The organism is Mesorhizobium sp. M0615, from assembly GCF_040320805.1.
In the GTDB taxonomy this organism is placed as follows: domain Bacteria; phylum Pseudomonadota; class Alphaproteobacteria; order Rhizobiales; family Rhizobiaceae; genus Mesorhizobium.
This window is the reverse complement of record NZ_JAMYQI010000010.1, coordinates 48,491-69,660: the sequence shown is the minus strand read 5'-3', so window position 1 is coordinate 69,660 and position 21,170 is coordinate 48,491. Positions and strand designations below refer to the sequence as shown.

The following is a 21,170-nucleotide window of genomic DNA, read 5'->3' as shown; positions in this document are numbered from 1 at the left end:
GGCTGTTTAGGCCGCGCGCGCGTCCGGCCAGCATCGTGGCCAACCTGTATTATCAGGCGACGCCTCCCTCCTATCTGCAGGACCGGTTTTGCACAGCCAAAGGCCCCGACACCGATCGCCCTTATTTCCTGACCAGGCACCTCAATCTGGCCGGCACGGAAGCAGATCGATGGAAGCTGAAAGTCGTCGGCAACGGCAATGTCGCCGTGGCCGCCCAGCCCTGATCCTTGTTTTGACCCTTCAGGGCAGCATGAATGCGACCGCCGCCTCGGCATGGATGCGCGTGGTGTCGAACACCGGAATGTCGAAATCGCGCTCGCCAATCAACATGGTGATCTCGGTGCAGCCCATGATGACGCCATCGATCTTCTCATCGCGCCGCAGACGGGCGACCTCGTCGATATAGGCCGCCTTCGATGCCGCGTTGACGATGCCCCGGCAGAGCTCGTCGTAGATTACCTGGTGCACCATGTCGCGCCCGGCCTGGTTCGGCACCACGGGCTGCAGCCCGTATTTCTCCGTCAGCCGGCCCTTGTAGAAATCCTGCTCCATAGTGAAGCGGGTCGCCAGCAGCGCCGGCCGCTTGACGCCGGCGCCCTTGACCGCGACTGCCGTGGCGTCGGCAATGTGGATAAGCGGGATCGACACCGCCGCCTGCACCCGGTCGGCGAGCTTGTGCATGGTGTTGGTGCAGATCAAAAGCCCCTCTGCGCCGCCCGCCTCCAGCTTGCGCGCCGCATCCGCCAGCAGCACGCCCGCACTGTCCCAGTCGCCATGATGCTGCCGGTCGGCGATTTCGGCGAAGTCGAAGGAATAGAGCAACAGCTTTGCCGAATGCAGCCCGCTCAGCCGCTCGCGCACGATCTCGTTGAGCAGGCGATAATAGATCGCCGTCGATTCCCAGCTCATGCCGCCGATAAGGCCAAGGGTTTTCATGCGCTGAGCCTCCAGCAGGACCGAACGATCTCTCTCACAGAAAAGCTTTACGGGTCGATGTCAATCTTAACGCGCGCCGTACCACGCTCTTCGGCCCGCCTCCACAAACATCACCGCGCGCCCGATTCGGTCATCCTCGCATTGGCGCCGAGATGATGCAGGCTTTGTGTCGTGTGCCTTGAACTCCAGGCAACCGGCGGATCGGGCAGATCGAGATCGAACTGTGCCCGCCCGAGCAGCGAATTGACGATCTTGGCGCTGCGCCAAGCCATCAGGCTGAGCTGCGGCTCGGCTATGCCATGGCTGAGCCGGCCGGCATTGAGTGCGTAGATCCGGCGGTCGTCGGGCCCGTCCCATTCGACCTCGAAGCTGGCGTTGAGCCTGTAATGACCGCGCTCGTCCAGCGCGATCCTGTTCATGAGCGGCGCCATGCAATCAGGAATGGCAAAGGCATAGCCGGTGGCCAGAACCACCGCTTCGACGGTGCGCGTCTCGATGGCGCCGTCGAAGCCGTTGCGCATGATCAGCCGGTATTCGCTGCCTTCCCGCGTCACGTTCAGCACTTCGCGGTGCGGCGTCATGTTGACCGCCGTCGTTTCCTCCGAGAGGTGCCGCAGCGTGTAAAGCTGGCGATAGATCGCCTTCAGCGTGCTCGTCGATGCGCCGTCACCGGCAAGCAGTTGCTGTTCCAGGATCGTCTCGCGCCGCCCTTGCGGCAACCGATGGAAGTTTTCGACATAGCCCGGCGTGAAGAGTTCGTCGGTGAAAGGCGAGTCGTCCAGTGGCAGGAAATTCGGCCGCATCGAGATCCACTCGATTTCGCGGCCGGCGAAGCGGTCGGAGGAGACCAGATGCAGAAGCACTTCGGCGCCGCTCTGGCCACCGCCGATCACGGCGACACGCTGTCCGCTCAGGCGATCGAGGCGGTTGGCGGCCTGGGCGTTGTGGAAGCATTGATCGGAGGCCGCCGCCCGCGCCCAGGCGGGGATGTTGGGCACCAGCCCGACGGCAATGGCGAGATTGCGCGCGTTCACCTGCTCGCGGCCGATACGCAGCCTGAAATTCGTTCCGTCGAAGTCGATCCGGTCGACGGCGCTGGCGAAGCGCAGCGAAGACAAGTTCTCGCCGACCCATCCAAGATAGCGGGCGAATTCCGGCCGCGGGATGGCTGAGAAATCCGCGTTGAGGAATTCATAGAACCGCTTCTGCGCGACCAGATAGGACATGAACGACCATGGGCTGGTCGGATGCGTCGCGGTGACGAGATCCTTGAGGAAGGATGTCTGCAGTTCGACGCCCGGCAGCATCATACCCGGGTGCCATTCGAGCCGCGTCGCCCGATCGAAGAAGCGCGCTTCGACGCCGTCCACCGCATCGAGATGGGCGGCGAGGCTGAGATTGAACGGCCCGATGCCGATGCCTGCGAGGTCAAGCGTATGGGTCATGGCGAACTCCTTATGGAGCTGGCTGGGCTGATGGGAGATCGCCGGGCTGACTCGGGGTTAAGCGGATTGTCGAGCGGTGTGCCGAGGTCCGGCAGAGGGCGTTCGCCGCTGTCACCGTACCCGATCGCGAAGCGCACCTTGTTGATGGCGATGCGCGGAATCTTCGGCGCAAACAGATCGAACAGCACGAACCGTTCCGCCAGCTCGGTGTTCTGCGCCTGGTAGCGCCGGATGGCGCCGGCGAGGATGGCGTAGAAAGTCCTCTCATCGAAGCGGTCGTATGAGGCCAGCGCCTCGGACAGGAAGCGCAGGACGCTGACGATATGGCCGGTCTGCAAATGCTGCAGAAGATGCGCCGGCGGCCGGCGCTTCAACGTCGAGAGGATTTTTGGGTCGAGGCCGGCCAGTTCGGGAAATGGCTGGTCGACGAGGTCGAGGTCGCCCTGAAAGTCCTTGACCGCCACGCCGAGAGGCGTCGCTCCGTCGAGGATGATGGTGACGTTCTGGCCATGGGCGATGAAGCCGACGCCGTAACGGCACATGAAGTGGTAGAGCGGCACGAAGGCCGTGGAGAACAGGCGATCGAGCCATGCCTCCGGACCAAGGCCGGACTGCTCCATCAGGGCGCTGGCGATCGGCCTGCCATGCGCGTCGCGCTGCGGCAGGGCGCCCATCATCATCGGCCGCTGGCCCGCTGTCAGATCCTTTTCGGAGCTTTCGCGCCATATGGCGCCCAGCATCTCGCAAAACTGATAGGGCGCGCCTTCAACCCCGGTATAGTGCGGATGCGGATAGAAGGCGCCGGCGACTTCCTGCAAGACCTTGACGTCCTTGAGCACCGGGTCCGCGGCCGCCACCGTGGCCAGCCAGCGCGACAGATCGGCGCCGATCGCCATGTATTTGCCCGGCACGCCGCGCCACGCTGAGGTGTTGAGGACGGTCAGCGGCAGCTTGACGTGCAGCGCCTCGGGCCGTGCCACATTGGCAAGCGTGCGCAGCGACTGCAAGGGCAGGAACGGATCGCCGAACTGGCCAAGCGGCACCAGCCGGCCGGCGGCGATCTCGCTACCATATTGCGAGGCGATCATCGCCTGCCACTGCCAGGGGTGGACCGGCAGCAGCCTATGCGTCGATCGCGAGATCCCGGCGGCGCTGAAAGCCGCTTCGAGCCTTGCGCGCTCGTAGTCGCCGAGTGCGGCCTGCAGCAGCGCCTCTTCGTCGAGCCCGCAGTCAAGCGCCAGCAGGCAGCGATCGCTGGCGGCGGCAAGCCAGAAGAGCTGGAATGCGGTGGCCGATTCTGGCGCGTAGCGCTCGAAGTCGTCCCGTCCCCAGCCAAGCCGTCCCTTGTTGGCAGGGGCCTTCGGATGGCCGTCGAGCAATGCCTGCAACTCGGTATCCGGCAGCGCGGCTAGATCGGCGGCCGGTCGATTGCCGCGTGCCTTGGCGATCCGCATGTCGGCCATCAGCGTGTTGTAAAGCTCCTTCGCATAGGTGCAGAATGTTGCCGGCGACATGCCGAGCGTCTCGCGCGCGTCGGCGAAGAAGGCGACCGCATCGTCGACCGGCAGCTCGATGCCTGCGTCGCGAGTCAGCGTCTCCGGACGGACGGCGATCTGGCCCCACAGGCGCCGCGTCGCGGCAAAGCGATAGGTCACGCCGGGGCCGGGCGTCAGCTCCCATCGGCCGGGCGAAAGCTCGCGCGGCGACAGGCACTCCTCGAAGGTCAGTTCGGAAATGGCCTTGGCGACGGCGTCGCGGTTGATCGCGGCCCAGCGTGTCGCCTCCCCCGCTTTGGCAATCGGTTGCTGCACCGTCACAGCGGCACCTCGCGGAAGAAGCGCTCGCGTTCGCAGCAGACCAGCGCCGCGCGCTTGTGCGGGAAGTCGAACTCCTTGACTTTGTCGTAGGCGGCGCCGGCGCAATAGCTCAGCATCTTCTGGTGCGCGGCGCGTGGCTCGCCGACGACGCGCTGCGTGCGCGGCTCGTCGAGGAACAGATAGTGGGTGACGGAGCGGAACAGTGACAGCGTCTTCGGCCGGCCGAGATGGCGCATATTGCCGATCAGTCCATGCCAGCCGCGGTCCCAGTCGAGCGGCTCATAATAGGGCCCGAGCCGGTCCTCCTTGGCCCAGTAGAACTCGAAATAGCCGGTCGGCTCGCCGTCGAAGCTGGCGATGACGCCGAAAATATGCGGATCGCTTTCCTGCTCGGCGAGATATTTGTCGAGATCCTCATGGCTCTGGGCAAGTTCCCAGAAGAAGGCGACGCGGCCATCGTTCATCCAGCGATGGAAGAGGTCGAGATCGGTCCTGCGGTCGATCGGCCGCAGCGACACGGTGAGGCCGATTTCCGGAATCCAGCGTTCGTACATCGGGCCGCAGGGGCGCGGTTGGCGCAATGGCGGCAGCCGGTCTTCCGGGCCGATAGCGGTCGTCAATGCCGGATAGGTGACATGCGAGGCCTGGCTGCGCCACAGCAGCGGCAGCTGGCGCAGGACCGAGCGATGGATGACGGCGCATTCCGGTTCACCCGGAACCGTCTCGGTGGCCAGCGCCGAAACCGGCCACAGCGTCTTGGCCGCCGGCAGGAAGGCGCAGTCGAAGGAAGGATGCAGGCGCAGCGCGGCGTCGACGAGACCTGCCAGGATTTGCGGTTGGTCGAGGCGGCCGCCAATGAACGCGACATCGTCGATGAGCAGGCGGCCATCCGCGTCGGAGATGCGGGCCTGTCCCACCGCTGTTCCCTCAGCGTTGACCAGGCTGACATGGCCATCGCCGGCACGGATGGCGAGCGGCTCCGCGGCCGAGGCCAGATGCTGCCATCCTTCGTTGCCGGCGACGGTGGCGGGTGACCAGTTTTTCGCAGCCTCGATGTTCATGCGTATTCTCTCACATGCAGGGGGTTCGGAAGCTCGACGTAACCTGCCAGCGGGTCGGTCACTTCGGTGTTCTCATTGATGTCGCGCAGCGCGATCAGGAAATTGCCCTTGGCGGCGAGCGTCGGCGCGTTGAGCAAATAGTCGACGCAGGACCGGTCAGCCATCGGCGTGGCGGCCAGCCGCTCGAGCGAGCGGCGGAATATCGCCAGCAGATCGTCTTCGTTGGTGAGGCCAGCGGCCGCAAGGGCTGCGACGGCGGCGAAAGCGCCATTGACGACCAGATAGTAGCCGAACAGCTTCGCGGCCGCTTCCGCTGGGAAGACATGATCGCCCGCCTGACCAGCCCCGGGCACGAATTCGCGCAGCCTGGGCAGGAATTCCTCGACATAACCGGTGCCCTGGCAGTCGCGAAAATAGAGCGCATTCGGCCAGCCGCCGGCGAGGCCGACGACGAGGTTCTGCTGATGGGCGCCGAACAGCAGGCCGAATTCCGAGAAGGCAACGATAAACGGCTCGATGGCGGCATGAAGGAAACGCTCGAACCACAAACGCGCCGTTTCCTCGACAGGTCGCTTCTCGTCGCGGGCGATACGGTGGACCAGGTCGGACAGATGGCTTTCGGTACGGCCGGGATGGCGCTCGCAAAGCGCGCCGAGAACGGCAGCCGGCGGATTGCCCGTGCCGCGAAACGGATTTTCGCGAAGCGAGACGATGGTATCCGTCATCAGCCGGCCGTCTTCGTCACGCAGGCCGAACCAGGCGGGCTCACCCAGCACCGTCATGGTCGGGCAGCGCCGCTGCAAGGCATAGCCGAGCTTGCCCTTGACCAGCCGGTGCACCGAAAGGCCGCGCCGGCACTCATGCTCCTCGACGATGCGCCTGGAATTGGTCAGGCGCAGGCTGAGCGAGAATTTCAGCATCCACTCGGCTTCAGACGAATGAACCGTGCGCAGCGAGGTCGTGGCCCGCCACGCTGGTCCGCCGAGCCCAACATCGACGATACGACCGGCGCGAAACAGGCGCTCGACGCGGTCTTCCAGCATGAGCCGTACGGCCTGCCACGGATGCATCGGAACGAGAACCTTGCCCTGTTGCTTGCCAGCCCGAGCAAGCAGCTGCGGATCGCTGGCGGCAAGCCCGCGGACCATCTCGGTGACATCTAGCGGCTCGACGCTGCCTCCAGTGAGGATGGTCGGGTCGACGGCCCACCAGCGCAGTTTGAACGCATTGCAGTATTCATGCCCGAAGCGCGCGGAATCCGTGTGCGTGAACTCTTCGCGACTCATCGGCGCCGGATGCACGGCATGGCCGAAGCGCAGGGCGCTTTCGGCATCGATGAAGTCAGGATCGCCTTCGGAGAAGGGCCGCGACGATCCACGCGCCGCAGTCGCGTCAGCGATTGCGGCGATGCTGGCCAGGCTGCGGCGCAGGAAGGTCAGTCGGCTTTTCGCTGTCGCCCGGCCGGCAATGTCGGGATCCGCCAGGATCAGCGCCAAAAGGCTGAAAAGGTCGATCTCGGTCGCTTCGCCATCGGCCCCCTCGTTGCTAATATCGAGGCGCCAGAGCGGCATCGCTAAATCGTGGTAACCAACCTTCGAGCGATGCCGCGCCTCGACGAGCACCGCCGCGCGCGAGGCAGGGAAATTCAGACGCAGCACGGCTGCCTGCGGCCGAAACAGCCCGGTTTGCCTGGCGTCGACGAATTCCCAGCTATCCCATTCCCGCAGCAACGCATTGAGTAACGGGCTTAATGCAGAGGAAGATTCTGGTTTTACTTGTTCCATGTGCATCCCCATAAATCCCAATAACTGCATGCATTGCATTTATACGTTGTCGTCTTTAAACATTTCTGTTGATTATCTATTCTGAACAAGAAATAAGCTTGGTCTTGTGACGACCCGTATGAAAAATCGATCTTCGCTTCTGCGCCGCCTGGCAACCGCGGTCTCGGCAATCGGCTTCGGCCAGTCGGCCTTCGTATCGCTCGTTCCCCTGGTGATGGAGCGGCTGAGGCTCGACACGTTTGCCATCGGGGCGGCAACTGCTGTCGGCGCCGCGGCCTTTCTGGTCGGCTCGCCGCTGTGGGGTCGCATGGGCGAGCGGCTCGGCCACGCCAGGCTGCTGCGCCTGCTTGGCCTCGCCATGCTGGCCGGCCAGGCGGTGTTCGCCATTCTGCTGATGGCCGGCACGGGAGCCGCGCTGGGCATCGCTTTGCTGATGCTTTCGCGAACCGTGTACGGTTTTGCCGCGTCCGGCGTCATGCCGACGGCGCAGGTCTGGGCCAGCCGCTCGGCTGCCGATGACAGGCGACAGGCCGCGCTGGGACTGCTTGGCGCCGGCGTCAGCATGGGGCGGCTGGCCGGCGCGCTGGCGGCAACGGCTGCCGTCCTGTCGCCGCTGCTGCCGCCCATCCTGTTCCTGTTCAGCCCGCTGTTGCTGTGGCTCGCGCGGGGCAAAGGGGAAGCCGGCGGACGGACCGACGGCAGGGCGGCCGACGTCGGCCGTGGAATATCGCCCTTCGATCGCCGCGCTCTGCCTTGCCTGGCGATGGGCTTGTGCCTGACGCTCGGCTTCGGACAGGTGCAGATGATGCTCGGCCCGATGACCCAGCAGCGTTTTGGCCTTGGTGCGACGCAGGCCACGACGTTGACCGGCCTGGCCCTGATGCTGGTTGCGGTCGTCATGGTCCTGGTTCAGGGGCTGGTCGTGGCGCGCCTGCGGCTGGCCGAGCGCATCAGCGTCGTCGTCGGCTGTCTCATGGTTTGCGTCGGCATGACGGCGCTGGCCGTCACGGCCAGCCATGCTGCCTCGGCAGCGTCTCTGGTGGTGGCAGCGGCCGGCATTGCCCTGGCTACACCCGGCTACACCGCCTGGCTGATGAAGCGCCTGGAGCCCGGCGAGCAGGGCGCGGCGGCCGGCTGGCTCACCAGCACCCATGTGCTCGGCCAGAGCATCGGCGCATTGGCCGGCGGCTTCGCCTTCACGCTCTGGCCCTTTGCGCCGCTGGCCGGCTGCGCGGCGCTGGCTCTGGCCGCCGCCGGTCTTGCAGCCATGGTTCATAAGCACTAGCGAACCCGCGCTCATTCGGCGACCTCCGGCAGCGGCATCGGCGTTCCTGGCTGGGTCTTTGCGGCATCGGCGAAATGGGCATTCAGCATGCGATAGGTCGCCACCACGGCGATGCCCGACAGCACTGTCGCCAGGGTGAACAACGCGGAGTAGCCGAGCATGTCGGCAAGGCGGCCGGCAAGCATGGAGCCGACGAGGTAGACGATGAGCTGGGCGCAGGACAGGATGGTGAAATCGGTGCCGGGTTGGTCCGACGACGTGACGGACATGAACAGGCTGTAGAGCGCCACGATCTCCATGTAGCGCACCAGCGTCTGCAGGAACGAGGCGCCGAAGATCGGCCAGAAGCCGGCGATAGCGCCGAAAGCGTGCAGCGCGAAGATCAGGAAGCAGATGGTTCGCAGCGCGCCGAGCAGGCCGAGCACCGAGGCGGCGCCCCTGTTGTGCAGCAGCCACGCCGCCAGCGCCGAGCCGCCGAGCCCGACGGTGAGCGCGGCACCGCCCGAGAGATAACCGATGATATCGAGCGGCACGCCGGCATCGACGAGATAGGAGCCTTCCATCGACTTCACCAGCCCCTCGCTGGCGCGGTAGATGAGCGCGATCCACAGGATCTGGCGTGCCTCCGGCCGGCGCAGAAAGCGCAGGATCGAGGGGCGGTCGATGGCCGCCTGCGGCGCGCTGGCGACGGGATCGGTCTCGCGCATGGCGAAGGCGGCGACCAGCGGGATGATGGACAACGCGGCCACCATGGCCACCATGGTTTGCCAGCCGGCATGATGATAAGCCAACAGGCCGAGCGTGCCGCCGAGAACGACGCCGAGCGCGACGGCGCCGCCCTGGATCGCATTGCCGATCGGCCTGTCCTTCGGGTCGAGATATTTGGCCGCGTAGCCGTCGGTGGCGATGTCCTGGGTCGACATCAACAGGCTCACGACAAGGCCGACGGCAAAGATACCGGCGACATCGGTCGGCTCGATCCAAAGCATGGCCGCGATGCCGGCGATGACGCCGATCTGGGTGATGATGACCCAGCCGGCGCGATGGGCGCGGACCACTGGCCGAAAGCGATCGACCAGCGGCGCCCACAGGAATTTCAGCACCAGCGGCAGCATCAGCAGCGCCATCATGCCGATGGCGGTGCGCGACACGCCTTGCTCACGCAGGATCGGCGGGATCGCCGCGGCAAACAGATAGCTCGGGACGGCCTGCGCCAGATAGAGACAGGCCAGGACGACGAAAAGCCGCAAGCGCGAAAGCCCAGCAGGCGCCAGCCTGTCTGCGTCGGCGCTCATTCGTCATAGTCCTTCGGTGCGTAACCGTTCAGGAAGGCGCCGGCCTCCGCCCGGCCGCGGGTGACGAGCACTGGAAAGCCGAACAGGCTTTGCCAGACGCGCTGCATGTTCTCGTCGGCGGCGGGGCGCACCAGCGCACAGGCGCGGCAGGCTTTTTCGAGCTGCTCGCGTTCCGCCTTGTACCAGAGGTTTTGCGCCTTGCGCTGGGCGTCGCTCAGCGCGATCTCGATGCGGATATCGACCAGGAGCACGAACGGCTCCCGTTCCTGCGAAAGGCGGCCGAGCGCCTCGATATAGCGCGCGCCATCCGCCGGATCGGCTGGCGCTTCTGCCAGCAGCGAGACTAATGCACCGTTTCGTTGGAGAGACACCGCCACCGCCGCCCCTCAGAATGTGATCTGGTAGGACAACGCAACCGAACGTCCCAGACCCGGAACGTCGGCGCCGCGGGTCGCCGATGCGGAAGGGTTGATGTAGTAGGTGTCGAACACATTGCGCACGGCAAGGTTCAGCACGCTTTCATTGCCGAACGTCTTCGAGACGGCGAGATTGACCAGTGCTGCACCGTCCAGTTCCTGGGTGGCGATGCGGTCGCGTCCGGAAAACAGCTCCAACTCGCTGCGCAGGGTCAGCTCGTTCTCGAAACGGGTGGTGAGATAGACCAGGCCCCTGTAGGTCGAGGGGACACGGTTGTTCGGCAGATACTCGTTCGCTTCGATGTGGCCGTCGCGATCCGCGTCGTATTTGCCTTCGACATAGCCGACCGATCCGCCCAGCGTGAACATGCCGCTGAGGTCTGCCTCGAGATTGGCTTCGACGCCCCAGATACGTTCCTTCTGCTGCGATACCCGGTTGTTGACGATGTCGTAGCTGACGCCGTTGTCCGAGGTCGACAGATAGGTGCTGACGCCGCCGCGATAGTCGCCCCAATCGCCGCGCAGACCGGCTTCCCAGGTGTTCACCAGCTGGGGTTCAGGCGCGATATCGGCATAGCTGATCGCGTAATCCGGCGCGTTGGTGCACGGCAGCAGCGGCCGGATGGCGGTGCCATAGGCGTCGCAGGTTTCGGCGTTGGAGTTCAACCCGGCCCGGCGGGTGAAGCCGCCAATGTCGGTCAGGCTGTAGCCTTGCGAGAAATTGCCGAAAAGCTGCATCCTTTCGGTCAGATCGTAGACGGCGCCGGCGTTGAAGGTGACGGCGTCGTAGTCGAACGAGCCGCCGGTCACCTGGATCGCCGGCAGGCCGATAATGTTCCGGCCTAGCAGAACGGCAGCGGCAGGCCGGGTGAAGTCTTCAACGTTGAGATAAAACTGGTCGTAGCGCGCGCCGCCGCTGATGCGAAAGCGATCCGTCACCGGAATTTTGCCCTGCGCAAACAAGGCAACCGAGTTCTGGGTCGTGGGCGAGATGGCGTCCTGGCCGTTGGTCAGCTGCTGATCGGTGGCATCGAAAACGTAGTCGGCGCCCCAGGTCAGTGTGCTGCCCTGAGTGATAAAGTCCATCGGCGTGTTGACGGTCAGGTTGACGCCGCTGCGCCGCGATTGCAGCGCCGTCTGGTTGAAGTCGGCGGTCGGGTCCGTACCCGGCGGCAGGATCACCGGCCGCGTCGGGTTCGTCGGTAAATACACCTGGCTGTTGACGGCCGAGAATTTGGTAAAGGGCGACTGCTTGAAGATGTCGTTGTAGAACGCCTTGACCTCGAGGTTTCCGAGCGCGAAGTCGCTGTCGGTGTATTTGGCGGTCAGATATTTCGAATCTTCCTTCAGCGGCTTGCCTTCATAGGGATCGCCGAAATCCGGGGAGACGGGATTGGTCGTGTAATCGGTGAACCAGTCCGGCTTCTGGTTGGCATAGGTCCAGTCGACGCTGGCCTCGAAGCGCCTGGAATCGAACTGGTAGCCGGCCACGCCGAAGAGATTGCCCGTGCCGGTGCGGTCGCCGCCGCCTTGCCCAAGCATGGCGTCGGAAGCCACCTCGTTGCCGTGGCCGTCATAGGTGCGGCGCGACAGATCACCGGACGCCGAGAAGAAATAGTCGAAATCGCCTTTCTTGCCCTCGACTGAGACACTGGTGCTTGGCCCGGCCGACTTGCCGGGGTTTTCGGTGAAGGCGGTGACGCCGGTGCGCACCGTCACCTTCGGCTTGTCGCTGTCGCCGCGCTTGGTGATGAAGTTGATCGTGCCGCCGGTGGCGCCGGCGCCATAAAGGCTGGACGCGCCATTGATGACTTCGATGCGCTCGACCGAATTCAGGTCGATCATCGACAGGATGCGTGAGACGTCCCGCAGCGGTGTGTTGCGCGGCACACCGTCGACCATGATGAGAACGCTGCGCCCGCGGAAGGTTTCCGAAGCGCCGGAAATGGTCTGGTTGCGTGGCGCGTAGCCGGGGACGATGCGGCTGATCAGGGTCGCGGCGTCGATATTTTCCTGCGCGGCTTCCTCGACCTGTTCCTGTTCCACGACCTGGACAGACTGAGCGACGCTGGAAATCGACCTTTCATTGCGGCCGGTGACCAGTATCTGATCGAGCACGGTGGCTCCCTGCTGGTCCGTCGGAGCGGCTTCCTGGGCAAATGCCGCGCCTGCCATAATCGACGAACCCAAAGCCGATGACCAAAGAAGCGTACTGAAAAATCTGCGCATGCTGTCCCCATCCATGCCCTGGTCCCCAGCGCCAGAGCGGAAAGGCCCAGTTATAATTCATGATAAAACGAGTCAACATTATTTTGTGGCTTTTCAAATCAGGATTAGTCAGCGAACGGATGGGAGCCGGGTACATGAACGGCGCGCATTTTAGCCGGCACTAAGATGCTGAGTTTTCTTGACAAACGGCTTACGGGCGGCCGGCGGCGGCGTCAGCCTTTGTGCTTACAAGAAGCTCTGCGGATCGATGTCGACCTGCACGCGGACCGAGCCGCGCTGCTTCGGCCCTTCGGCCAGCATGGTGCGGATGAAGCCTTGGATGTCGGCGCGCTTTTCACCCTGGATCAGCAAACGGAAACGATGGCGCCCACCGAGCAGCGACAGCGGCGCCTCGGCCGGACCGAGCACGAACAGGTCGCTGGCCTGGGGTGCTGCACGGCGCAGGCCTCGCGCGTGGCCTTCGGCCTCGGCCCGCGTCACCGCACTGACGATGACGCCGGCAAGCCTGCCGAAGGGCGGCAGGGCTGCCCGTTCGCGCTCAGTGATCTCGCGTTCGTAAAAGGCCTCGGCATCGCCCGAGACGATCGCCCGCATCACCGGATGGTCCGGCTGGAAAGTCTGCAGCAGGCCGAGGCTCTTCTTGCCGGTGCGGCCGGCGCGTCCAGTCACCTGGCTGAGCAATTGGAAGGTGCGCTCAGCGGCGCGCGGATCGCCATTGGCGAGGCCGAGATCGGCATCGACGACGCCGACCAGCGTCATGTTGGGAAAGTTATGGCCCTTGGCGACCAGCTGCGTGCCGATGACGATGTCGACCTCGCCATTGGCGATGGCCTCGAGCTCCAGCCGCAGCCGGCGCACCCCGCCCATCAAATCGGATGACAGGACGATCGTGCGCGCGTCGGGGAAATGCGCCACGACTTCTTCAGCTATCCGCTCGACGCCAGGCCCGCAGGCGACCAGATGGTCGAGCGTGCCGCATTCCGGACAAGCCTCCGGCCGCTTCTCATTGTGCCCGCAATGATGGCAGACGAGTTGGCCGCGAAAGCGGTGCTCGACCAGCCAGGCCGAACAAACCGGGCAGCCGAAGCGGTGGCCGCAGACACGGCACAGCGTCAGCGGCGCGTAGCCGCGCCGGTTGAGGAACAGCAGCGACTGTTCCTTCTTCTCCAGCGTACGCTGCATCTCACCGATCAGCAGCGGCGACAGAAACCCCCCGCGCGCCGGCGGCGCGCGGCGCATGTCGATCGATTTGAGATGCGGAAGCGCCGCCTCCGCGAAGCGGGCAGAGAGAACCGCTCTATCGTATTTACCTTGGCTCGCATTGACCCGGCTTTCGACCGACGGCGTCGCCGACGCCAGCACCACCGGGAAGCCGCTGATATGGCCGCGCACCACCGCCATGTCGCGGGCATTGTAGAAGACACGGTCCTCCTGCTTGTAGGCGGGGTCGTGTTCCTCGTCGACGACGATCAGCCCGAGCTCGCGGAACGGCAGGAACAGCGCCGAGCGTGCGCCGGCGACGACGCGCACGCCGCCTTCCGCCACCTGTCGCCAGACCTTTTCGCGCATTCGGGGCGGCAGGTCGGAATGCCATTCCGCCGGCTTGGCGCCGAAGCGCTGCTGAAAGCGTTCGAGGAAGGCATGCGTCAGCGCGATCTCCGGCAAAAGGATCAACACCTGCTTGCCCCGGTCGAGGGCTGCCGCCACCGCCTCGAAATAAACTTCCGTCTTGCCCGAGCCGGTGACGCCGTCGAGCAGCGTGACGTTGAAAGCAGCGGCCGCGACATTGGCGCGCAGCATGGCGGCCGCGTCTGCCTGGTCCGGCATCAGCTCCGGCATGGCGTAGGAGGGATCGGGCGCGGCGACCACCGGTCGAGGCGGGATCATCACCGTCTCGAACACGCCTTGCGCCTTGAGCCCCTCGACCACCGTCGACGACACGCCCGCCGCGTGCGCCAGGCCGGATCGCGTCCAGGCAAGCCCCCCTTCCGCCGTCTCCAGCACGCGCGTCCTGGCATCCGTCATCCGGTTGGGCATGACGAGGGTCCGCTGCAGGCCCTCGATCCATGGTTCGGGATCGAACGCCTCCGGCGCGCGCAACAGCATGCGCGCCACCATGCCGGGCGGCGACAGCGTGTACTGCGCCAGCCAGTCGACAAAGCGGCGCATGCCGCGGTCGATCGGCGGGCAGTCGAAGACCTGTTCGATCGGGCGCAGCTTTTTGGCGTCGATATTCTCGACCGCACCATCCCAGACGATGCCGGCAACCTGGCGCGGACCGAGCGGCACGCGCACGATCGAGCCCGGCACCACGCGCACGCCGGCAGGCACAGCGTAGGTGTAGGGCCGTTCGGCCGGCATCGGCACCAGCACCGGCGCGGCTGCGACAAAGGGCGAATCTTCGATCATCGGGCGTGACCTTGCCCCGACTTTGGTCTAGATCAAAGGGCAACCCCGAATGTGCATGGCATGCACATGGAAATCTTTCAGGAGACCCCCATGAAATTTTTTGTCGACACCGCTGACATCAAGGACATCAAGGAACTGAACGACCTGGGGCTGCTCGACGGCGTGACCACCAATCCCTCGCTGATCCTGAAATCCGGCGGTAAGATCGCCGAGGTCACCAAGCAGATCTGCGACATCGTCAGGGGCCCGGTTTCGGCCGAGGTCGTTGCGATCGAATACAAGGACATGATGGCCGAGGCCAACATCCTGGCCAAGATCGCCGACAATGTCTGCATCAAGGTGCCGCTGACGCTCGACGGCCTGCGCGCCTGCAAGACGATCCGCACCGAGATGAACCGCATGGTCAATGTAACGCTGTGCTTCTCGGCCAACCAGGCGCTGCTGGCGGCCAAGGCCGGCGCCTCGTTCATCTCGCCCTTCGTCGGCCGCGTCGACGATACCGGCGCGGACGGCATGGAACTGATCCAGGAGATCCGGCAGATCTACGACAATTACGATTTCGACACCGAGATCCTCGTCGCTTCGGTTCGCACCGTGAACCACGTCAAGCAGGCAGCCCTGATCGGCGCCGATGTCGTTACCGCGCCGGCCGCGACGCTGAAGGCGCTGGTCAAGCACCCGTTGACCGACAAGGGCCTGGATCAGTTCGCTGCCGACTGGGCCAAGACCGGCCAGAAGATCGGCTGAGATCGGGCTCGATACAAAAAGGCCGGGAAACCGGCCTTTTTATTGCGGACTGCTAAAGTCGAGTTGGCAAGGCTAGGAAACGCTCAGGCCTTCTTGCCGTGCCTGACCAAGTCCTGGGCGACCGACAGGCTCACCATTTCAGCCAGTTCGCGTGCGGCGCGGTTCTCGGCGTCGAGCTGCGCCCGGTAGGAGGCGAACTCCTGCGTCGGCTTGTCGAAGGATGATGGGATCGACCGCTTGCCGGTGGCGATCACCACGCCGGTCCTGGCATCGGTCAGCACATAGTTTGCGGTCAGCGTCACCGTGCCTGCCGTCGGCTCGTCTTCGTCGGTCTGAATCTGCACCACCGCGGCCGATTCGACCAGTTCGGTGACACCGAGATCGAGCATGTAGACCGGTGCCGTCGTCTCGCCGGCACCCTGGCCGAAGGCGAAGATCAGATTGTTGCGGACCTGCTGGGCATAGCGGGTCTTGACCGGCTTGACCGCGATCGAGGCGAGCTCCGCCGACGCGCTGACAGTCGAGCCTGCCGTCAGCGGCGCGCTCGAATAGAGCGGCCTGACTGTGCAGGCCGAAACCAGCGTCATCGAGGCCACCAGCCCGCAGAGCGCGGTGCGGCGCAGCACATGCGTCGTCTTTCCGAAGTCAAGCCCCGTCTTTTTGAAATCAGGCAACGACATTGACGATCCTCTGCGGCACGATGATCACCTTGCGGGGCGCCTTACCTTCCAGCGCTTTCTGCACGAAGTCGAGAGCCAGAACCGCTTTTTCGACCGCACCTTGGTCCGCGTCGCGGGCAATTGTCAAATCGCCGCGCTTCTTGCCGTTGACCTGAACCGGGAGCACGATCTCGTTGTCGACCACCAGTGCCGGATCGTAGACCGGCCAAGGCCGTTCGGCGACCAGATCGGTGCCGCCGAGCGTGTGCCAGCACTCTTCGGCCAGATGCGGCATGACCGGCGCGACCACATGCACAAGGATCTCCACCGCCTCGCGGCAGGCGCCTTTCAGCGCCGCGTCGGCCTTGCCCTCGGCGACGTCGTTGAGCGGCGCGGTCAAGGCATTGGCCAGTTCGTAGATGCGGGCGATGGCCCGGTTGAAGCCGAGCTTCTCGATATCCTCGCCGATAGCCTTCAGGATCTTGTGCGCGGCCTTGGAAACGGCCCCCGCCTCGCCCTCCGGCGCCGCCTGCGGCTTGGCGCCGTCAAGCGTCTCGGCGGCAATGGACACCAGGCGCCAGACACGCTGGATGAAGCGATGTGCGCCGGCGGCGCCATCGTCCGTCCATTCGACGTCGCGCTCGGGCGGCGAATCCGACAGCATGAACCAGCGTGCGGTGTCGGCGCCGTAGCCGTCGGTGATGTCTTCCGGGCTTACCGTATTCTTCTTCGACTTCGACATCTTTTCGAGTGAGCCGATCGCCGCCTCTTCGCCGGTGGCGATCTCGATGGCGCGGCGCTTGCCGCCGACATCCTCGATCCTGACCTCAGCCGGCGACAGCCAGCGGCCATTGTTCGACGCACCGCCGACGCGGTAGGTCTCATGCACCACCATGCCTTGCGTGAACAGGCCCTTGAATGGCTCGGCCAGGTCGAGATGCCCGGTCGCGCGCATGGCGCGGGTGAAGAAGCGCGAATAGAGCAGATGGAGGATCGCGTGCTCGATGCCGCCAATATACTGGTCGACGGCCAGCCAGTCATCGGCAGCCTTGGGCTCCGTCGGCTCATTGGCCCAGGGCGCGGTGAAGCGCGCGAAATACCAGGACGAATCGACGAACGTGTCCATCGTGTCGGTCTCGCGGCGCGCATCCTTGCCGCATTTCGGGCACTTCACATGCCGCCAGGTCGGGTGACGGTCGAGCGGATTGCCGGGACGGTCGAACTCGATGTCGTCGGGCAGCTTGACCGGCAGATCGGCCTTCGGCACCGGCACGACGCCGCAATCCTCGCAATGGATCATCGGGATCGGGCAGCCCCAGTAGCGCTGACGCGAAATGCCCCAGTCGCGCAAGCGGAAGTTCACCTTGCGCTCCGCCATTGGCCGCCCGCCTATGGTCTTCTGCTCCAGGAGCTTTGCCACCTCGTCGAACGCCTGCTCCGGCTTCATGCCGTCGAGAAAGCGCGAATTGATCATCACGCCGTCATCGACATAGGCCTCTTCCGTGACCTGGAAGGTCTTGGCGTCGGCATCTTCCGGCATCACCACCGCGATCACCGGCAGGCCGTATCTGTTGGCGAAGTCGAGGTCGCGCTGGTCGCCCGACGGACAGCCGAATATGGCGCCGGTGCCGTATTCCATCAAAACGAAATTCGCAACGTAGACCGGCAGGGTCCACGAGTCGTCGAACGGATGCACGACGCGGATGCCGGTGTCGAAACCTTTCTTCTCGGCCGTCTCCAGTGCGGCCACCGACGTGCCCATATGCCTGATTTCGTCGATGAACTTGGCCAGATCGAGATTGGTCTCGGCGGCCTTCCTGGCCAGCGGATGGTCGGCGGCAACCGCCATGAACGACGCGCCGAAAATGGTGTCGGGCCTGGTCGTGTAGACCTCCAGTTCCTTCGCATCGCCAACCGGAGCGGCCAGCGGCCAGCGGATCAGCAGCCCTTCCGAGCGGCCGATCCAGTTCTGCTGCATCAGCTTGACCTTTTCCGGCCACTCGCCGAGACCATTCAGCGAGTCCAGCAGGTCCTGCGCGTAGTCGGTGATCTTGAAGAACCACTGCGTCAGCTCGCGCTGTTCGACCAGCGCGCCCGAGCGCCAGCCACGGCCGTCGATGACCTGCTCGTTGGCGAGCACCGTCATGTCCTCCGGGTCCCAGTTGACCTTGGAGGATTTGCGCGTCACCAGCCCCTTTTCGACGAAGTCGAGGAACAGCATCTGCTGGCGGTGGTAATAGTCGACGTCGCAGGTGGCGAACTCACGCGCCCAGTCCAGCGACAGGCCCATCATCTTGAGCTGCTCGCGCATGGCGGCGATGTTGGCGTAGGTCCATTCCTTGGGATGGACCTTGTTCTGCATCGCCGCGTTTTCGGCCGGCATGCCGAAAGCGTCCCAGCCCATCGGGTGCAGCACGTTGAAGCCCTTGGCCCGCTTGTAGCGCGCCACCACATCGCCCATCGTGTAGTTGCGGGTGTGGCCGATATGGATCTTCCCCGAGGGATAGGGGAACATCTCCAGCACGTAGTATTTCGGCTTTGGATCGTTGTTATGCGCTTCGAACAGCTTCTTTTCGGCCCAGGCCTTCTGCCATTTGGGCTCTGACGCGCGCGGATTGTATCGTTCGGTTGCCATCGGATGATTTTCACTTAAAAGCAGGCGCAGACCGCCGGACAAGGCCCGGTGGCCAAGGTAAATGTCGTCGCGGTGTTCACCATGGATTGCCGGACCCGTCAACTGCGGCGAGCCGGCCAAGACGATTAAAGACAGGCAGGATATGGACATGGCCAGCGCCGTTGAACAGTTTTTCGCCGTCAAGACGAGGATCGCTGCCGCCGAGCGCGAGGCCGGCCGCGACGCCGGTTCGGTGACGCTGGTTGCGGTGTCGAAGACTTTTGAGGCCGACGTCATCCGCCCGGTCATCGAGGCTGGCCAGCGCGTCTTCGGCGAAAACCGCGTGCAGGAAGCGCAAGGCAAATGGCCGGCCTTGAAAGCGGAATTCCCTAATATCGAACTGCATCTGATCGGCCCGCTGCAGTCGAACAAGGCGAGGGAAGCCGTCGCTCTCGCCGACGTCATCGAGACCGTCGACCGCGAAAAGATCGCCGCCGAACTCGCCAAGGAAATCGTGCGCCAGGGCCGCACGCCGAAACTCTACGTCCAGGTCAATACCGGCTCGGAGCCGCAAAAGGCCGGCATCGAGCCGCGCGACGCCGTCGCCTTCGTCGCCCGCTGCCGCGATGTCCATGGCCTCGCCATCGAAGGCCTGATGTGCATCCCGCCGGCCGACGAAAACCCCGGCCCGCATTTCGCCTTGCTGGAAAAGCTCGGCAAAGAGGCCGGGGTCGCAAAACTATCGATGGGCATGTCCGGCGACTTCGAGACCGCCATAGCCTTCGGCGCCACCAGCGTCCGCGTCGGCTCGGCGATTTTTGGGAGCCGGTAGCCTTCGGCTTCGTGAGACACCTGTCGTTCCCCTATTATTCGAGCTAATGTTTCGAGCACATCCGGCGAGTTAGCGAGGACTATTCTTCTTCGACTGGCATCTCAGGGACGCGAGAAACAATCTTTCGAAGCTTGTACGACAGGCGCACAAAGAAGGGGCGCAAACCATCACCTTGCGCGGAAAGCCGGCTGGCGTCGTATTGTCTCCTGATGACTATGACCAACTGATCGGCGCAGCCTTGGCTTGCCGAATATCTTCTCTCCGGTCCCGCGTGGGACGACGATTTCGACGAGGAGGTCAACCGCCGCTCAAAGACGATGATCCGACCCGTGGAATTCTGATAGAGTTTTCGGCATGAAGATCATCTCGCGACGGTTGACGGGCTCTATGGGCCAACTGCGTTAGGTCCATTGTGCCACCACTGGAAACGAAACGCACCGTTCCTATTTGCATGGCGTCATCACACATCTGCTGGAGCCGCCACCATGCGCTACAATCAACTTGGAAATACGGGGATGTTCGTCTCGGAACTCTGCCTCGGCACCATGACCTTCGGCGCCGCGGGCGAGAATGCCCAATGGGGCCTGATTGCCAGCCTCGACCAGAAGGGCGTCAACGACATCGTTGCCCGTTCCATCGCCGCCGGCGTTAATTTCTTCGACACGGCCGACGTCTATTCATTCGGCCAGTCCGAACGCCTGCTTGGCCAGTCGCTCAAGGATCTTGGCGTCAAGCGCTCGGACGTCGTCATTGCGACCAAGGTGCATGGCGCCATGGGCCAGGGCCCGAACGAGCGCGGCTCTTCGCGCGGCCACATCATGGATTCGGTCGAGGGCAGCCTGGAGCGGCTGCAGCTCGACCATATCGATCTCTACCAGCTGCACGGCACCGACACGGTGACCCCCATCGACGAGACGCTGCGGGCGCTCGACGATCTCGTTGCCAGCGGTAAGGTCCGCTATGTCGGCGTCTCCAACTGGGCGGCTTGGCGCATCTCTAAGGCCCTCGGCATAGCCGAGCGCAAGGGGTTTTCCCGCTTTGAGACCATCCAGTCCTATTACTCGATCGCCGGCCGCGACCTCGAGCGCGAGATCGTGCCGCTGATCAACGAGGAAAAGCTCGGCCTGATGGTCTGGTCGCCAATGGCCGGCGGCCTGCTGTCGGGCAAATACGGCCCCGGCGCGCCCGGCAATGGCGAAGGCCGCCGCGCCGCCTTCAACTTCCCGCCGGTCGATGAGGACCGCGCCTGGGCGGCTGTCGCCGTGATGCGCGACATCGCCCAGAAGCACGGCGTCAGCGTCGCCACGGTGGCGCTCGGCTATGTCCTGGCCAAACCTTTCGTCATGAGCGTCATCATCGGCGCCAGCCGCATGGAGCAGCTCGAGCAGAACCTAGCCGCGGCCGAGGTGAAGCTCGACGCCGACGATCTCGCCAAACTTGATGAGGTCAGCGCGCTGCCGGCCGAATATCCCGGCTGGATGCTGGAGCGCCAGGCCGCCGGTCGCCGCCCGGCGCCGTTCACGCCGAAGAAGTAGTCGCCGCCGGTTGGATGCTGGGGAGCCAAAGGGCTCCCCAAAATCGTTCAGGCTCTGTTTTTGTTGAGCATGATCTTTTCCGAAAACCGGATTCCCCCTTTCGGGA

General features: G+C 64.3%; 16 protein-coding genes and 1 pseudogene. 6 read left to right on the top strand and 11 right to left on the bottom strand.

The window, feature by feature from the left end; genetic code table 11:
* Window positions 1–35: 35 nt before the first annotated feature.
* Window positions 36–224, top strand: coding sequence for a hypothetical protein (locus NKI46_RS18785; protein ID WP_352459921.1), 189 nt, complete (start codon window positions 36–38; stop codon window positions 222–224).
* A gap of 16 nt (window positions 225–240) precedes the next feature.
* On the opposite strand, the gene NKI46_RS18780 is transcribed toward NKI46_RS18785, so the two are convergent.
* From NKI46_RS18780 to NKI46_RS18760, 5 genes are all read right to left on the bottom strand, one after another.
* The gene (locus NKI46_RS18780) at window positions 241–936 is read right to left on the bottom strand and encodes an aspartate/glutamate racemase family protein (protein ID WP_352747355.1); all 696 of its coding nucleotides are present in this window, start codon (window positions 934–936) and stop codon (window positions 241–243) included.
* A gap of 110 nt (window positions 937–1,046) precedes the next feature.
* Window positions 1,047–2,381: a lysine N(6)-hydroxylase/L-ornithine N(5)-oxygenase family protein gene (locus NKI46_RS18775; protein ID WP_352747352.1), complete on the bottom strand. Its 1,335-nt coding sequence runs from the start codon at window positions 2,379–2,381 to the stop codon at window positions 1,047–1,049.
* The gene (locus NKI46_RS18770; protein ID WP_352747349.1) at window positions 2,378–4,192 is read right to left on the bottom strand and encodes an IucA/IucC family protein; all 1,815 of its coding nucleotides are present in this window, start codon (window positions 4,190–4,192) and stop codon (window positions 2,378–2,380) included. Before NKI46_RS18770 ends, NKI46_RS18775 begins: the two co-directional genes overlap by 4 nt.
* 2 nt (window positions 4,193–4,194) lie before the next feature.
* A complete protein-coding gene (locus NKI46_RS18765) occupies window positions 4,195–5,259 on the bottom strand; it encodes a GNAT family N-acetyltransferase (protein ID WP_023684094.1) in 1,065 nt (354 codons plus the stop codon).
* Window positions 5,256–7,043 carry an IucA/IucC family protein gene (locus NKI46_RS18760; RefSeq protein ID WP_031253456.1) on the bottom strand — a complete coding sequence of 596 codons (1,788 nt, stop codon included), beginning with the start codon at window positions 7,041–7,043 and terminating at the stop codon, window positions 5,256–5,258. The genes NKI46_RS18765 and NKI46_RS18760 overlap by 4 nt, the downstream gene beginning before the upstream one ends.
* Window positions 7,044–7,161: 118 nt before the next feature.
* Here NKI46_RS18760 and NKI46_RS18755 point away from each other — a divergent pair, with 118 nt between their 5' ends.
* On the top strand, window positions 7,162–8,328 hold the full coding sequence (locus NKI46_RS18755; RefSeq protein ID WP_023737914.1) for an MFS transporter: 1,167 nt from the start codon (window positions 7,162–7,164) through the stop codon (window positions 8,326–8,328).
* 11 nt (window positions 8,329–8,339) lie between these two features.
* Here NKI46_RS18755 and NKI46_RS18750 read toward each other — a convergent pair whose 3' ends face one another.
* The 4 genes from NKI46_RS18750 to NKI46_RS18735 all read right to left on the bottom strand — a co-directional run bounded on the left by NKI46_RS18750 (window position 8,340) and on the right by NKI46_RS18735 (window position 14,677).
* Window positions 8,340–9,623, bottom strand: a complete 1,284-nt coding sequence (locus NKI46_RS18750) for a RhtX/FptX family siderophore transporter (protein WP_023737915.1) — start codon at window positions 9,621–9,623, stop codon at window positions 8,340–8,342.
* Window positions 9,620–9,994 carry a hypothetical protein gene (locus tag NKI46_RS18745; RefSeq protein ID WP_156929802.1) on the bottom strand — a complete coding sequence of 125 codons (375 nt, stop codon included), beginning with the start codon at window positions 9,992–9,994 and terminating at the stop codon, window positions 9,620–9,622. Before NKI46_RS18745 ends, NKI46_RS18750 begins: the two co-directional genes overlap by 4 nt.
* Window positions 9,995–10,009: 15 nt before the next feature.
* The gene (locus NKI46_RS18740) at window positions 10,010–12,214 is read right to left on the bottom strand and encodes a TonB-dependent receptor (RefSeq protein ID WP_352747344.1); all 2,205 of its coding nucleotides are present in this window, start codon (window positions 12,212–12,214) and stop codon (window positions 10,010–10,012) included.
* Window positions 12,215–12,493: 279 nt separating this feature from the next.
* On the bottom strand, window positions 12,494–14,677 hold the full coding sequence (locus NKI46_RS18735) for a primosomal protein N' (protein ID WP_352459927.1): 2,184 nt from the start codon (window positions 14,675–14,677) through the stop codon (window positions 12,494–12,496).
* Window positions 14,678–14,767: 90 nt separating this feature from the next.
* Here NKI46_RS18735 and fsa point away from each other — a divergent pair, with 90 nt between their 5' ends.
* On the top strand, window positions 14,768–15,424 hold the full coding sequence (gene fsa, locus NKI46_RS18730; protein WP_352459928.1) for a fructose-6-phosphate aldolase: 657 nt from the start codon (window positions 14,768–14,770) through the stop codon (window positions 15,422–15,424).
* Window positions 15,425–15,507: 83 nt separating this feature from the next.
* Here fsa and NKI46_RS18725 read toward each other — a convergent pair whose 3' ends face one another.
* Both NKI46_RS18725 and leuS read right to left on the bottom strand, forming a co-directional pair.
* The gene (locus tag NKI46_RS18725; protein ID WP_023698237.1) at window positions 15,508–16,104 is read right to left on the bottom strand and encodes an LPS assembly lipoprotein LptE; all 597 of its coding nucleotides are present in this window, start codon (window positions 16,102–16,104) and stop codon (window positions 15,508–15,510) included.
* On the bottom strand, window positions 16,091–18,718 hold the full coding sequence (gene leuS / locus NKI46_RS18720) for a leucine--tRNA ligase (protein ID WP_352459929.1): 2,628 nt from the start codon (window positions 18,716–18,718) through the stop codon (window positions 16,091–16,093). The genes NKI46_RS18725 and leuS overlap by 14 nt, the downstream gene beginning before the upstream one ends.
* 148 nt (window positions 18,719–18,866) lie before the next feature.
* Between leuS and NKI46_RS18715 the strand changes: the two genes are divergently transcribed.
* The 3 genes and pseudogenes from NKI46_RS18715 to NKI46_RS18705 all read left to right on the top strand — a co-directional run bounded on the left by NKI46_RS18715 (window position 18,867) and on the right by NKI46_RS18705 (window position 21,064).
* Entirely contained in the window at window positions 18,867–19,529 is a 663-nt protein-coding gene (locus NKI46_RS18715) for a YggS family pyridoxal phosphate-dependent enzyme (RefSeq protein WP_023712033.1), read from the top strand.
* Between the two features lie 154 nt (window positions 19,530–19,683).
* A pseudogene (locus tag NKI46_RS18710) lies at window positions 19,684–19,887 on the top strand (type II toxin-antitoxin system Phd/YefM family antitoxin); the annotation flags it as partial.
* Window positions 19,888–20,014: 127 nt separating this feature from the next.
* The gene (locus NKI46_RS18705) at window positions 20,015–21,064 is read left to right on the top strand and encodes an aldo/keto reductase (RefSeq protein WP_352747340.1); all 1,050 of its coding nucleotides are present in this window, start codon (window positions 20,015–20,017) and stop codon (window positions 21,062–21,064) included.
* The last annotated feature ends 106 nt before the right edge of the window (window positions 21,065–21,170 follow it).